The 14,725-nt window shown below is 42.6% G+C and carries 11 protein-coding genes; 10 read left to right on the top strand and 1 reads right to left on the bottom strand.

Annotated features, from left to right (window positions below):
* The first annotated feature begins 118 nt into the window (after positions 1-118).
* The 6 genes from GVO62_RS14875 (at position 119) to GVO62_RS14850 (ending at position 11,688) form a co-directional block, all read left to right on the top strand.
* Positions 119-2,962, top strand: a complete 2,844-nt coding sequence (locus GVO62_RS14875; RefSeq protein WP_236547187.1) for an alpha-L-rhamnosidase — start codon at positions 119-121, stop codon at positions 2,960-2,962.
* A 54-nt stretch (positions 2,963-3,016) separates the two neighbouring features.
* A complete protein-coding gene (locus GVO62_RS14870; protein ID WP_159119897.1) occupies positions 3,017-5,374 on the top strand; it encodes an alpha-L-rhamnosidase-related protein in 2,358 nt (785 codons plus the stop codon).
* 15 nt (positions 5,375-5,389) lie between these two features.
* Positions 5,390-8,431: a sulfatase-like hydrolase/transferase gene (locus GVO62_RS14865; protein WP_159119896.1), complete on the top strand. Its 3,042-nt coding sequence runs from the start codon at positions 5,390-5,392 to the stop codon at positions 8,429-8,431.
* Positions 8,432-8,725: 294 nt separating this feature from the next.
* Positions 8,726-9,199 carry a nuclear transport factor 2 family protein gene (locus tag GVO62_RS14860; protein ID WP_159119895.1) on the top strand — a complete coding sequence of 158 codons (474 nt, stop codon included), beginning with the start codon at positions 8,726-8,728 and terminating at the stop codon, positions 9,197-9,199.
* A 271-nt stretch (positions 9,200-9,470) separates the two neighbouring features.
* Positions 9,471-10,730, top strand: a complete 1,260-nt coding sequence (locus tag GVO62_RS14855; protein ID WP_159119894.1) for a glycoside hydrolase family 88 protein — start codon at positions 9,471-9,473, stop codon at positions 10,728-10,730.
* Positions 10,731-11,451: 721 nt separating this feature from the next.
* Complete coding sequence (locus GVO62_RS14850; protein WP_159119893.1) at positions 11,452-11,688, top strand: hypothetical protein; 237 nt, start codon at positions 11,452-11,454, stop codon at positions 11,686-11,688.
* A gap of 176 nt (positions 11,689-11,864) precedes the next feature.
* On the opposite strand, the gene GVO62_RS14845 is transcribed toward GVO62_RS14850, so the two are convergent.
* Positions 11,865-12,380: a hypothetical protein gene (locus tag GVO62_RS14845; protein ID WP_159119892.1), complete on the bottom strand. Its 516-nt coding sequence runs from the start codon at positions 12,378-12,380 to the stop codon at positions 11,865-11,867.
* A gap of 398 nt (positions 12,381-12,778) precedes the next feature.
* Here GVO62_RS14845 and GVO62_RS19510 point away from each other — a divergent pair, with 398 nt between their 5' ends.
* The 4 genes from GVO62_RS19510 to GVO62_RS19685 all read left to right on the top strand — a co-directional run bounded on the left by GVO62_RS19510 (position 12,779) and on the right by GVO62_RS19685 (position 14,625).
* Positions 12,779-13,297, top strand: coding sequence for an efflux RND transporter permease subunit (locus GVO62_RS19510; RefSeq protein ID WP_236547186.1), 519 nt, complete (start codon positions 12,779-12,781; stop codon positions 13,295-13,297).
* A 2-nt stretch (positions 13,298-13,299) separates the two neighbouring features.
* Complete coding sequence (locus tag GVO62_RS19505) at positions 13,300-13,842, top strand: efflux RND transporter permease subunit (RefSeq protein WP_236547185.1); 543 nt, start codon at positions 13,300-13,302, stop codon at positions 13,840-13,842.
* Positions 13,811-14,260 (top strand): HlyD family efflux transporter periplasmic adaptor subunit, encoded by a 450-nt coding sequence (locus GVO62_RS14835; RefSeq protein ID WP_159119891.1) that lies wholly within the window; start codon positions 13,811-13,813, stop codon positions 14,258-14,260. Before GVO62_RS19505 ends, GVO62_RS14835 begins: the two co-directional genes overlap by 32 nt.
* A gap of 116 nt (positions 14,261-14,376) precedes the next feature.
* Positions 14,377-14,625, top strand: coding sequence for an Lrp/AsnC ligand binding domain-containing protein (locus GVO62_RS19685; protein WP_159119890.1), 249 nt, complete (start codon positions 14,377-14,379; stop codon positions 14,623-14,625).
* The last annotated feature ends 100 nt before the right edge of the window (positions 14,626-14,725 follow it).

The raw sequence follows: 14,725 nt of genomic DNA, 5'->3' as shown, positions 1-14,725 counted from the left end.
GCAAATTTAACATTTAAGACATTTTTTGACTATATTTGATTGAATTTAAATTTTAAGGGTATTAATCTCACAATTCGTTGCCTTTTCTAATTATATAAAGTCTGATCTGAGCCAAAAAATGCCATATTATCGTTACTCAGTATTATGTTTATTCGCTATTTTTGTTGTTGCCTGCGAGCACGTAGGGCCTGACTCCATCAATGACAATGAGTCATCATTAATAGCTCCCCCCATTGGACTTACGGTGGGAGAAGGGGGGGTAAATCCCATCGGCCACTATGAGAGCGTGCCACGTTTTAGTTGGCAGCTTGACACTGAGTCTTCTCAGCTAGCTCAGCAAAGCTACCAACTTCAAGTTGCAAGCGACGGTGCATTCAAGCCTGAACAAATCATTGGGGATAGCGGAAGAGTAACCTCCTCTAAAAACGCTTGGATAAGACCTGAAGGCCTCACTTTGGAATCAAGGCAACGCGTGTTTTGGCGAGTTAAAACATGGGATGTAAAAAGCAATAGTTCACAATGGAGTGAAATACAGACGCTCGAAACTGGCTTATTGAGAAACAGTGATTGGCACGCTCAATGGATAGGGCATCCAGACACCAATGAGCGTACGCAAGTGCTAAGTCCCAACGCTATTGAGCAACCAGATAACCAATACTACCCGCCACAGTATTTACGCAAAAACTTTGAACTTCATAAACCCATTAAACGTGCCCGACTTTATATCACGGCAAAGGGCGTTTTTAAGCCCTTCATTAATGGTAAGGCGGTGAGTGAAGATGTCATGACTCCGGGGTGGACGCCATATCATAAACGTATTGAGACGCTGACTTACGATGTTACTAACCTACTACAGTCAGGCGCTAATGCCATTGGTGCTGCATTGGCAGAAGGGTGGCAAGGTCGTATCTTCCATCCTACAAAGCAGGATTACGTAACACCACTGCGTCTTATTGCGCAGCTTGAAGTCACCTTTGAAGACGGCACAAGCTCGCGAATTGTAACGGATGATAGCTGGCTATCAACGGACCAAGGCCCCATTCGCACTGCGGGTAATTACGATGGTGAGCGCTATGATGCGAATTATGAGATGCCTGGTTGGAATACTCCAGAGTTTGATAGTGAGGGCTGGAAACGTGTTTACTCTGAGCCCCCTGAAACTGTGGTTAAGCTGCGGCCGAAACGTCATGCGCCAGTAAGAGTAACAAAAACAATTCCTGCTATCACACTTGTGAGCGTAAAAGATGGTGTAGCCATTTTCGACATGGGTCAAAACATGGTAGGCGTGCCCGAAGTATCGCTACCGGTGAAAAAGGGCCAACCCGTGAAAATTCGTTTTTCTGAAGCACTGCAAGGAGAGGAATTCTATGTTAAAAATCTGCGCTCGGCCAAAAGTACCGATTGGTATATTCCTAACTCTGACGGCCTAATCACCTATCAACCAACATTTACGTTTCATGGCTACCGTTACGTAGAAGTGTCTGGTTATGACAAAACAGCAACGCCAGCGCTGGATTGGCTTACAGGAAAGGTGCTTCATTCTGATTTTGATGTATATGACAATTTTTCCAGCAACCATAGCAAACTTAATAAGTTATCAAGCAACGTGTCGTGGGGGCTAAGGGGTAACTTTCTTGATATTCCAACCGACTGTCCCCAGCGCGATGAGCGGTTAGGCTGGACGGGTGACGCTCAAGTTTTTGTACGCACATCCTTATACAAAGCAGACGTTTACGCATTCTGGGCATCATGGCTAGAGAGCATGCGAGAAGAGCAGGGCATTGACGGAATGATCCCCAAATTTGTGCCGTTTCGGCCGTTTCTTACTGAGGGAACCGCCGCTGCTTGGGGTGATGCGGCAACCATAGTTCCATGGGAGTTATATCAGCATACAGGCGATTTAACAGTTCTTTCGGAAAATTACTCAATGATGAAGCGGTGGGTAAAATTCACCGAGTTTAATAGCTTTGACTATATCTCAAATATCGGTACGTACGGTGACTGGCTACAGCCTTTTACAGAAAACGGGCGTGCATCAGGTGACACGCACCCAGATTTGATAGCTACAGCCTATTACGCGCGCTCCGTCGACATCTTGGCCAAAACTGCACAGGCGCTAGGCTATGAATCTGACGCTCATCAATATCGACGTTTATTTAATAACATTAAGCAAAAATTCAGAACGTTCTTTTTCGATGATGCCCTTAATGTTGTAAGCACAACGACTAAGCAAATTAAGAGAGAAAAAGGGAAACGGCTTAAATCACCAAAAACTGTTGAACTTAACCTCAAAACTACTCAAACAAGTTATTTACTGCCGCTGGCGTTTGGTTTGTTCTCCGAGGACCAACAAGCCACTGCCGTTGAGAAGTTATTAGACTTGCTAGAGAAAAGCGATCGGCATTTACGTACCGGTTTTCTCGGCACGCCCATGCTGCATCAAGTTCTTCAGCAATATGGCCATAGCGAACTGATGTACGATATTTTGCTGCAGGAAACCTATCCGTCATGGTTCTACTCAATCAACAACGGCGCCACCACCACTTGGGAGCGATGGGACTCGTACTCTATTGAAGACGGTTTTAACAAAGCCAATATGAATTCATTAAACCATTATGCTTACGGCGCTGTGGCTGAGTGGTTTTATACCGGTATGCTTGGAATTAGGGCACTAGAGCCAGGGTTCAAAACCTTTCAAATTAATCCGCAGTTCACAAGTAAGCTGAATAACTTAAAGGGCACTGTGCCAACCATAAATGGCAATATTAGCGTGGCTTGGTCTACTGCCTCCAGTCAATTATCAATGAGTATCACCATACCTAAAAACACCCGAGCTGAATTGAAACTCCCGTTGGTTGAGGGGTTGATACTGACCCGAGATGGCAAGGAGTTGGAAGATACAGACTTATGGCTTGAGCCAGGCTCTTATCGTATCTCGGGCGAAATTACGACAACCAAGTAACGTGCTGTTGGTTAATCAATCATGCCGTTGTAACCGTTTTATGGAAAACAAATTATGCGTATAAAAGAAATTATTATTACCGGTATTGTGCTACTTGGTTCGGTTTTACCGCATTCTGCGCTTGCTGTTGAATGGACCGCTGAGTGGATTTGGGTAAAAGAACGATTTACCGATCCGAATACCTGGATGACATTTCGTAAAGAAATTAGCCTAGATGAACAACCTCAGGAAAGCTTTGCTTATATCAGCGCAGATACCAAATATTGGTTGTGGATCAACGGTGAACTTGTGGTCTTCGAGGGAAGTTACACCGGGGGGCCGTCCCCCGTAACACCTGCGCCGCGAACGGATTTCTTTCCTATTGCATCTAACAAGTACTATGACCAAGTTGATATTAGCCCATATCTCACTGAAGGCACTAATACTATTGCAGTATTGGTATGGTATTACGGTGACAACGGGCAAAAAGGCACCCATATTTCGTCTAATAAAGGGGGCTTTATCTTTCAAGCTGATATAGGTAATACTCATGTTATCTCTGACGACTCATGGAAAGTAAACCCACATCCAGCCTACGCAACTAAAGTGACAAAGCAATCTCCTTACCGCGTGGCAGCATGGAACATTGACTACGATGCTAATAACAGCATGGGAGACTGGACCGACAATGCTTGGTATAAGCCAGGGTACGACGACACACATTGGCAACAAGCAAAAAGTCTACATCGTCCGCCACGCGCGCCTTTTAATGCGCTTTTCCCCAGTGAAATACCTATTCTTAATAACTATGGATTAGCTTACTGCGAGAATTTCCCAGCCAGTGAGTTTCCCTTTGTGAGTAACGGAGAAACCATTAAATGCGTACTCGACTTTAATAAAAATGTAACGCCTTATTTTGATATTGAAGCCAAGCAGGGCCAAGTGGTCCATATCGATTCTAATATGCGACTTAACACCATTGAGACCGAGTATACGACAAAAGAAGGTCGGCAGCAGTTTGAGTCGTATTCATGGTTTAACGCCCGCACTATAGAATATACCTTCCCAAAAGGTGTCATCGTGCACGGCTTAAAGTATCGCTGGACTGGGGTTGGCTCAACGCCTGGACATTTTGAAGCAGACGATGCTTGGTTTACGCGCATTTGGCAGATGGCTGAAAATACCTTATATATTTGTGCTCGCGATAACTTTATGGATACCCCTGACAGGGAACGTGGCTTATGGATTGGCGATGTAGCCGACCAAGCAAGCTATCTGTTTTACTCAATGGATAAGCCGGGGCGAGATTTGCTTAAAAAAGCGATTAAAGTAACGCTGGCCTTCAGCGATAGTGAAACCGGTATTTTCGCAGGTTTAGGTCCTGGTCGATTTAGAGAATTGCCAGCACAGAGCTTGCAGTTTATAGAACAAGGTATTTGGCACTACTACTACAATACCGGCGATCGGGAAACGTTGGAATTTGCCTATCCATATGTGCACAACTACCTTACGTTGTGGGGAGCGCAAGAAGATGGTCTTGCCACGTTTAGAAGCGGCGCATGGAAATGGACAGACTGGGGACCACAAGACACCATAGACTACGACGTTATTCAAAATGCGCTTTACTACAGCGCACTGGTATCTGCCCGCAAAATGGCCAAAGCGCTAGGGGACGATACTCACCTGGATTTTTACAATAGCCGCATCACAGCACTCAAAAAGGCCTTTAGGGCAGAGTTTTGGCAAAATGGGTTTTACAGCAGTAACCCTCAGCAGTTTAAAGACGATCGAGCCAACGCAGTTGCTATTTTGTTCGGTTTAGCTGACGAATCACAATACAACTCAATAGTCGACAATGTATTAGTCCCCAACCACTTTTCCAGTCCGCACTTTGAATGGATGGTGTATAACGCTATGGCAATAGCTGGGCGTTATGATGATGCACTCTCAAGAATGAAAACACGTTACGGCAAACAGGTAGACAATCCGGTTCGCTCTACATTAACCGAATACATGAATGGCGGGGGAACAGAAAACCACGCATGGAATGCACCTAGCACAGTGCTTAGCAAATATATTGCCGGCATAGCGCCAACTTCTGTGGCATGGAATACGTATGAGATTATGCCTAACATGGCGCATATGAAACGCATTGAACAGCACGTGCCTAGTGTGCAAGGCGATATCGATTTTGTAATCAGCCGCACCTCGGAAAACCTTACGCTTGAACTCACTTCCCCTGTTAATACGGTGGCTACGCTCGGGGTGCCTAAAGCGTATTTTGATATCAGCAAAATATCCGTAAATGGCAGAGTTTTATGGCAAAACGGGCAAGCTAGAAACAATGTAAGCGGTGTAAAGTTTGTGTCAGAGACATCAAAATACATCAATTTTGAAGTTGAACCAGGTACCTGGCAAATAGACGCACTTTAGGTTCAAGAGGTCGAAATGAAATTTGTACTTAAATACTTAACTGCGCTTATGCTCGTGTTTACAGGTATATTATTCAGCGCAATGACTTATGCAAGTCAATCTGATAAAACTCCTAACATTGTGGTGTTCTTGATTGATGATCTTCGCCCTGACTTGGGCGTTTATGGTCATAATAAGGTGCACAGCCCCAATATCGACCAGCTGGCCAGTGAGGGCGTGAAGTTTACTCGAGCCTATGCACAACAAGCAATATGCGGCCCTTCTCGGGTTAGCATTATGACAGGCTTGCGGCCTGAAACCACGGGGCTGTATACGATTAGGCGAGACGGCCGACTTAGACCTAATCAACCTAATGTGATGTCGATGCCCCAATTGTTTAAAGCCAATGGCTACAAGACCATTAGTATTGGAAAGGTTTACCACAGTACAACAGACGATGCAGAAAACTGGTCTACTCATATCAAAAAGCTCGATAACTTTTACGCCATTGACGGAAATAAAGAGAAGCGATTTGCGTATGAAGCGGGCGAGGTAGATGACGACTTTTACAAAGACGGTAAAGTGGCCAGCGATGCCATAGATACATTGAAAGCGTTAAAAGACGATAAGTTTTTGATGTTCGTTGGCCTCAGTAAGCCTCACCTTCCTTTTAATGCTCCGAAACGTTACTGGGACTTGTATAACAGCAACGATTTTGCCGTGCCAAGCCGGAATAAGCCTGAAAACATGTACCGCCTTGCACTTACGAACTGGGGGGAACTTCGTATGTACGGTGGCATTCCTAAAGAAGGTAATGTTGATGATGAACTCACGAAAAAGCTCATACACGGATATTACGCATCGGTAAGTTATATGGATGCCCAAGTAGGCAGGGTAATGCAGGCTCTTGAAGAAATGAGCCTGCGACAAAATACCATGGTTGTGTTGATGAGCGACCATGGTTACAAGCTAGGTGAGTATGGCGCGTGGAACAAGCATACCAACATGGAGCTAGATACCCGCGTACCTTTGATTATCAGTCGAGAGCTTTCTCATAGCGCTCGCGTAGCGAACCGAACCTCGTCTGCACTGGTTGAAAATATCGATATTTTTCCGACGCTCGCCGAGGCGGCAGGTCTTAATATGCCTGAAGTAGATGGGAAAAGTATGCTGTCTCTTATCGACAATCCCGACCATTCATTCAAGCCAGCTGCCTATAGCTTGTTTAATCGCGGCAAGATTATGGGGGTAACAGTAACGGACGGTCAATGGCGATATACCCAGTGGCGAGATGCTGCTACGCAGGAAATAAAGTTCACGGAGTTATACGATCACACAGATTCCGAAATTGCACGGGTTAATGAGTCTGGACAGCCAGCTTTGCAAAAAATAGAGGAAAAGTTACGTGAACTACTGCAGGCTAAGTTTCCTCTCGATGCCTCATCGTTTTATCAAAAGCGAATCGTCAATAATACGAATATACCAGTAACGTTGGCTGCGGATTTCACGGACGATCTTTCACAAGTAGGCGAAGTGTATGATTTTTTCGATGTTGCTGTGAGAACAGAGAGAGGGAGCCCAAATTCAAAACCGGCAACGTTTGGACGCAGGCCTAAGGTGAATTCAGTTAGAATGTTAGGTGGCTGGTTTAACCAAGATTTATCGGGCGATACCTATTTATGGGACGGTGAGAAGTATATTTATAACTTTGAGGCTGCATTCGCTAAGCTTGATAGTTGGTTGAAGGGCGATTGGGATATCTTTCAGATTGTATTAGATAATCCACCCTGGGCCTTTCAGCGTGGCTATAAATTTGTAGAAGAGCCCGATGGTGAGCACTATTTATTGAAAGACAAAGTGGGTGTGTATGGAAATGGACTACCGCCGAACGATGCAACAGCATGGAACAATTACATTCGCGCCTTTATTACCGAACTGGTTGAACGTTATGGCAAAGAGCGAGTGCTTAACTGGCGATTTAGAGTGGGATCTGAAATAGATACCCGGCCACAGCACTGGGCTGCTACGCGAGAGGAATTTTTTGATCACTACCGCAATACAGTAACAGCAATTAAGACTGTGCTACCTAGTGCAAAGGTAGGCGCTCACTTCAGAGAAGCCTCTCATAAAAGCCGGTATATTGATTACACTGGTAACAAAGAAGATGCCTATGCACCGCATTTTGTCTCTTGGGCAAAAGAAAATAACGTGCCCTATGATTTCTTAGCGATTTCTTACTACCCCCATATAACCCATCCTCACGAAATGGATATGGAAAAGGTATATGCTAATCAGATAGCTCCCATTTTGGAGCACGTAGATTATAACCCAGAAGCTAGCTTTGAAATTCATGAGTATAAATTCATTGTCAAAATGAAGCGGGCAGGTTTCGTTAGTGTCGCAACGTCACATAACTCAGCGTTTTTTGCCATGCTCGCCAAAATGATGCTAACCCACAACATCAAAGAGGTGTTTCAGTGGGGGAATGTGCAAGAAGGGTCTTATAGTCCTGAAGCAATGACACAGCTTGCACTGTTTTCAATGGTGGGTAATACGCTCTACGAAAATACCTCAAGTGTTTCTAAAACGCATCAGGGAAATACGGTGAACGGAATATTCACAAAAAGAGAGGCTGATGAAGGAATTGACGTGCTTACCTTCAGCTTTAATAACGAAAACATGGTAAACCTGGCTCCAGAGTTACTTCAAATAGATGTTCGCGTTGACAAGCCTACTGGCACAAGGTTTCGATATCGTGCAGCACAAATCGATAGCGAAACAAATATTGAACAGCAGTTTTTCAAGGATTTTCCTAACGCTACTATTTTAGAGAGCAACGGCGGGTGGCGTAAAGCCGATGCTCATTCTACGGCATCTATACGCGATGCTTTAAACGAAGTAGGGCGGGACGTTTTTCGTAAGCAAAAGGAAAGATATGGAAAAGTCACTTCCTTGAAGTGGAGTGACTGGATTGAGAGAAGCACTCAAGGGAATGATCGCGCTTCAATTGTTTCTATTGATGCGTCTATCCCTTCCTTTTCAGTTCAAACATATCAAGTGCGATGGGTAAAAGAATAGATAAAACGGTTTCAACTGTGAGACGGGCGATAAAGTGCTACCTGACTACATTCAAGCCAGGTAGTTCCGTAGACAAAAAGCGCATAGAGCTTTGCTTTTTAGATTGTTTTTGCGGTGACTTAATTTAAAAGGTTGATTGGGATTAAAATATCACTGCGCGACAAGCTTTCTCCCATGCGGATCCTTCATTAAACTTCTAAATCATGCCGTTCAAAGATAATAACTATCAATCATTTCTATTCTCAGTATACCTTTGTTGTAGACACACTAAAAAGATAATGCGAGAGAAAATATATGAAACTTAAATACTATTCATTTTTGGTCATTTCATTCGTTCTGATGTCCAAACAATCATTTGCTACAGAGAATTTAATAAAGGCACCTTTCACAAACTCCTCCGAGAGTTTTGCACAAATTGAAAAGGTGATATTTGACAAATATATTGGCGGACAAATCGCTGGAGACGCAAGCTTGATTAAAGATTCTTTCAGTGAAGATGCTGTCATGTTAACTCCAGCTTTACCACATAGCCCTGACAGTGCTCTTACAAAGTGGTTAGACATGCACAGTGAGGCAGATATGTGGGGGGCTATCCCTAATACAAACCTCAATGTTAATGAAATTAAGATTCTCAAATTGGATGTTATTGATGATCGACTTGCTACTGCGCAAATAAAAATGGAAGATCGTGTGTATGAGGTTGTTACTTTGGTGAAAATTAATGACCACTGGAAAATTGCTTCAAAGGTGTTTATTCCTCAACGCTAGAGGCACTTTCAGTACTATTTGTTGTTAAAACAAATAGTGATTTCGGATTTAGTCTTAAGTTGCCGTTTAAAAAAATTAACGCTATTTCTGACCTAATTCAACTGAATAAGCGAAGTAAAGTTGATGTTTGACGTAAAGCCGATACGACAGAAGTTGACTCACTGCTTATTCAAGGAGGATTGGTGCTGACGTAATATGATTGTTTTTGATGAAATTTGTTGGATTATTGTTTATGCTGTTAAGCTAAATTAGTTATAACGGTATATATTGTATGAACAAAAAACTGCAAATGATTACCTCCATTTTGGCTGCTTGTCTTTTATATGCGTGCAGCGCAACAGATGAGCAAGCCAGCGCTACCGTAGTAAAAGAAAAAGTACCTAACACTGTCACTTATTCTAAGAAAATTGATTGGCCGGAAAATAATGCTAAGTTTTGCGAGGCAGCATTGGATCACGCAACTATTCAGTATGACGGATTCAGAAAAGCGTATACCGACCCTAAGAAAGTTCCTAGGTCTTATAGCCAAGGTAAGCCAAGGCTAGAACCCATGCTAGGTTGGACTACCGGTTTTGTTGCTGGCAGTTTCTGGAATCTATACGAGCATAACCAAAATCAAAGTTGGTTAGATACGGCCACCGAGTGGACGCTCGCATTAGAAAAAAATCAATTTAACCGTAAAACCCATGATATTGGGTTTATTATCTACGACAGTTTCGGAAACGGGCTGCGATTAACCGACAATAAAGATTATGAGGTTGTTATTGTAAACGCGGCTAAAACGTTGATGGAACGTTACAACCCCAAAATTGGTGTTACCTATTCTTGGAGCTGGGGAACATGGGAATTTCCAGTCATTATTGACAACATGATGAATCTGGAGTTGTTGTATCGTGCATCTGAAATAACCGGTGACCCAGTTTACCGCAAAGCTGCCATCAGCCATGCGACTGTCACTATGGAGCATCACTTCCGTGAAGACTACAGTTCTTTTCACTTGGTGAATTACAATAGAGATACGGGTAAACCTAATTGGAAGCAAACTTTCCAAGGTATTGCTGACGATTCTTCATGGTCGCGCGGACAGGGGTGGGGATTATATGGTTACACCATGTCATATCGATTTAGCCAAGAAGAGAAGTTCTTAGATCATGCTCGCGGCATCGCAAACTACATCCTCAGCCACCCCAATATGCCCGATGATTTAATACCTTATTTTGACTACGATGCACCGAAACATGAAGGTACGACGTTGTACCGAGATTCGTCTGCGGCTTCGTTGGTTGCAAGTGCGCTACTAGAGCTATCGACGTTTGTTGAAGGGGCCGAGTCAGAGCGTTATTACGATGCCGCTATGAAAATGCTGCGGACACTATCTTCACCTGCTTATTTGGCTGATATAGGCGAAAACGGCCACTTCTTGTTAAAACAGGCTACAGGGAACTTCCCGGCAAATGATGAGTTAAATGCCTCGTTAAATTATGGCGATTACTATTATCTGCAGGCATTAAATCGCTGTAAGGCAATCTAATACTACGAGCATCAACGAATGTCACTAAACCCGTGCTTTTGGCACGGGTTATGCAATTAAAATCAAGTGGTGAGCGTGAGCTTTCGCTCGATATTTCAGAACTGATTATAAGAACTTAAGCATAGCTGGCATGCACTAATAGAACTCAATGCGTAAAGCAGCATTTGAAGTGTGTTGAATCGACCAAACTTTGCTAGCCAGATTGGCTGATCCAACGTGACATGGACAACAACTTTCTAAACTTGCCAATCTATCACGAAGATAGTTTATTGCCCTTACAGGCCTCATCAGTCAACTATCGCATGGCAGTATGGAAGGGTCTTGGTAAGAAATTATTGCACCTTGAAAAAATTGCAAGCCAAAGACCGCAAAACTTTGACTAACTAGCAAATATAGCTTACATGCAGAGTTTTTACTGATACCCACCAAAAAGATAAACTAGAGTGATTGTATAGATATATAGCGAGGCCAGCTGTGAGTGAAAACGCTTAAGCCTAGCTACCACAGGCAACGTCAGGTATGAACTCAAAATGCCATAGACAGCTGAAACAATGCGCGTATTTTATTCACCGATTGACTTTAATATTAGGCTGGCCGCCTTGTTCTACAATCCAGGCTCAATTTTATCCGTTTTTAATGGGTATTTGCGGCCGATGCCAATGCACGAGCAGAAGTCGCGGCCTCGCGGTGTGGTAAGAATTGAATAGTCCTAGCAAAGCATATGAAAGATTCAGATAAACCATACCATGCCCGCAGTATGTCGTGGGCTCAGCGCTTAAAAAGAGTATTCAACATTGATATTTCAACTTGCGATGCGTTTTACAGCAACAATGTCAAAGAAATCGCCTGCATTACAGAGCCAGACATCACCGCGAAGATATTAAAGCACTTTGATAAGAATGGCTCTTTTATTACTGCTAACACATGCAAAGCGCCACCACGAAATGAATCTATCTAATCACCGTCATTTGATGACGTTGAGGCACCAAGTTTCACAGACAAGTTTGCAATACCAATGCCCAGCAAGCTCAACTATTTGGCTAACGTTTAATTCACCGCTTCATTGCCAAATTTCAATTTGAAGTATGCAAAACAAGTCATTAGTCCAGCTGAAAAAAGGGTGCAAAACAGCGTTTATTCTTCTTGTACGTTGTTGATACTGTGTAACTCGTCTTGAAACGCTTTAATCCATTTTCCGTCTTTTAATCTAGTACCATATTCTCTGAAGCCAGTGTTTGTTTTTTCAAACGTAAGGCGATAGGTATCATTAATTTTCACGACAAATTTCTCATCTTCCATAATCCCCTCAAATTCTCCTGTGCTATTTTTAGTAAAGGGGTGGTAATAGTACTTTCCGTCTTCAACACTGTAGCGAACAACAGTTTGCAATTCTAAGGCGTTGGAACTTACTAGAAGATTAATCAGATTACCGCTCAATTGGTAAGCTATTTTTTCCCTAACTGAAATGCTTTCACTTGATCCGTCTTTTTCATAACTGATTGAGGTTCCAACCCAGTCACCAATCATAAAGGACAGTTTAGATAAGGCTTCTTTTTCTGTAGTTTGCGCTAACACTGGAAGGCTGTGCGCACCGCTTATGCCAACTAGCGCTACGAAAAACAGAGAGCGCAACCGTAAAGAGTTCATCATTTTATTTCACCATTTTTAACATTGGCTTTTAATGTATATGAATTTCGAGAGTAGATAAGCGAGTTGAGCATCAAAATACGACCGTTCATCTTATTGTGATAAACACTTTATTTTTATAATTCAGGGTGTGCACGTATGCCCTTATGCAAGTTAAAAAAAGCCTAACCATACATTTTGAATGTAACACAAACGAATCTCTACCAATTGCATATTTCCACGATAGAGCGATAAAAGAAACATTTTATACGGCCGACTATCTTGCGGTGAGTGATTGTTTTTAGGTTGTTTACTCTTAAGATGTAATTCAACTTAAAAATCAATTCAAGCATAGCACTTATCTTTCTTAAGACAGAACCAGGCTTATAACCGCCATCAACTCCCAATCTTTGTAAATAAATATGAAAGTTATTAAAAAGGCCATAGAAAATTCTTCAGTTGTATTCATCGTCGTTGCAATAGCCGCTGTATTGGGTGTTTACAGTCTATCTAATTTACCCATGCAGCTATTTCCAGATATCGAGAGTCCCCAAATATCAATTCAAACCAGTTGGCGCGCTGCTTCGCCAAAAGAAGTAGAATCTGAGCTTGTAGAGCCTCAAGAAGAGGTATTGCGTGGCATTCCCGGCTTGCAGAGATTAGATGCCACGGCTGATCAAGGCAGAGCAACGATCAATCTTATCTTTAGTTTAGAAACGGATATGCAAAAGACCTTGGTTGATGTGACAAGTAGAATGAATCGCTTGCCGCCTTTACCCAGAGATGCACTATCACCGACTATTAATTTGGCGAGTCAAGGTACTAGCTCTCAATATCTTACCGCTTTCTTTTTGCAAATCCTTCCAAGTAGTGACGCGAATATTCAAAGCTATGTATCTTACTTTGAAAATACGATTCGCCCGACAACATTGGGCAGTTAGTATTGGAATGGCGAAATGGTAATCCCATCTTACTCAGCGATATCGCAGATATCAAAGTGCAGCCTAATAACGTGTCCTCTACCAGTATACAAAACGGTAACCCAGCTTTCGCCGTATATTTCAATAAGGAAAATGATGCCAATGCTTTAGCTACACTTGAGGCAGTAAAAACAAGAGTATCTTCTCTTAACAGTACCTTATTGGCGAAAAACAACTTAATCATGGAACAATCATTCGATGCCTCGGTATTTATTTACAGAGCGATTAATTTAGTCACCAGCAATCTTGCTATCGGTGTGTTACTTGCTGTGGGAGTATTGTGGCTGTTTTTACGCCAGATTAGAGCAACGATCACTGTTGCTACGTCTATTCCCATTTGTTTATTAAGCACTGCAATAATACTGCTGATTACCGGAAGTTCTCTAAATGTTATATCACTTGCAGGACTAGCTTTTTCAGTTGGTATGGTGCTTGATGCCGCTATTGAAAAAACGACAACAGCGCTTGTTGTCTATGACTACACTGAACAACATTTCGAAAGATAATTTGGACGAAATCGCATCTCAACTAGAAGTTGCACAACAAGAATTTGCACAAGCAGAGCTGGCCGTCGAATTAACCGCCTATCACATTGAACATAGCCAATTGACCGCTCCGTTTGACGCCTTAGTCGTTGAGCAACTTCAGTCTATCGGAGAATATACGCGGTTGGGCATGCCTTTACTTAGAGTGGTCAATCCAAATAACATTGAAGTAAGTGTAAGGGCACCGCTTACCGCGATCCCTTTTATACAAGCTGGAATGACAGTAAAGGTATCTAATAAACAGCAAACACTGTCAGAAAACATTAAAGGTGTTATCCCCATTGGCAACGGCACTTCGCGTATGATGGAAGTACGAGTAGGTTTGAAATCTTGTACTTTCGCTATAGGTAGCTTTCAATTAAGCCGACACAGCGGGTAGTACATCGTTTTGATTTTTTCATACTCCGAAAGAGTCAGAAGGTTAGAACAAGAAGGTGTGATTATGGGTTATCAGCCCATCATCAACCTCGAAAAATCGCGATTCCTATTACGGCTTTGATCGAATGTGAGGTCCATCGCACAAAAGAGCGAGCATTTAAGGCTTTGCTTCTTGAGCAAGATGAAATTATTAAAATTTATAATATCACCGGCCCAACAACGTTTATTGTCAAGGTAGGTGTTACCTCTTTGTCTGCCTTAGACAGCTTAATTGAAAAACTTATTGATTACTGTGACACCAATACCAAGTTTGTCATGTGTATGCCTTTTGATGATGTAATCCCTCAGTATGTTGAAAAATATTGACTCAGTGCGACTAACTATCAAAAAAATGTAACAGTGCTAAGTCAATTTATTCGCACCGTTTATTTCCATTAAAAATCGCGAAAAGCCAAGGTATTTCTAA

Source organism: Alteromonas sp. KUL150 (genome assembly GCF_009811475.1).
In the GTDB taxonomy this organism is placed as follows: Bacteria; Pseudomonadota; Gammaproteobacteria; order Enterobacterales; family Alteromonadaceae; genus Alteromonas; species Alteromonas gracilis.
This window is presented reverse-complemented; position numbering and strand designations above follow the sequence as displayed.

Bases quoted from the DNA above. Each gene is read 5' to 3' on its own strand.
- GVO62_RS14865 (WP_159119896.1), top strand. From the start codon at position 5,390: ATGAAATTTGTACTTAAATACTTAACTGCGCTTATGCTCGTGTTTACA.
- GVO62_RS14860 (WP_159119895.1), top strand. From the start codon at position 8,726: ATGAAACTTAAATACTATTCATTTTTGGTCATTTCATTCGTTCTGATG.
- GVO62_RS14845 (WP_159119892.1), bottom strand. From the start codon at position 12,380: ATGATGAACTCTTTACGGTTGCGCTCTCTGTTTTTCGTAGCGCTAGTT.
- GVO62_RS14850 (WP_159119893.1), top strand. From the start codon at position 11,452: ATGAAAGATTCAGATAAACCATACCATGCCCGCAGTATGTCGTGGGCT.
- GVO62_RS14835 (WP_159119891.1), top strand. From the start codon at position 13,811: ATGACTACACTGAACAACATTTCGAAAGATAATTTGGACGAAATCGCA.
- GVO62_RS14875 (WP_236547187.1), top strand. From the start codon at position 119: ATGCCATATTATCGTTACTCAGTATTATGTTTATTCGCTATTTTTGTT.
- GVO62_RS14870 (WP_159119897.1), top strand. From the start codon at position 3,017: ATGCGTATAAAAGAAATTATTATTACCGGTATTGTGCTACTTGGTTCG.
- GVO62_RS14855 (WP_159119894.1), top strand. From the start codon at position 9,471: ATGAACAAAAAACTGCAAATGATTACCTCCATTTTGGCTGCTTGTCTT.
- GVO62_RS19510 (WP_236547186.1), top strand. From the start codon at position 12,779: ATGAAAGTTATTAAAAAGGCCATAGAAAATTCTTCAGTTGTATTCATC.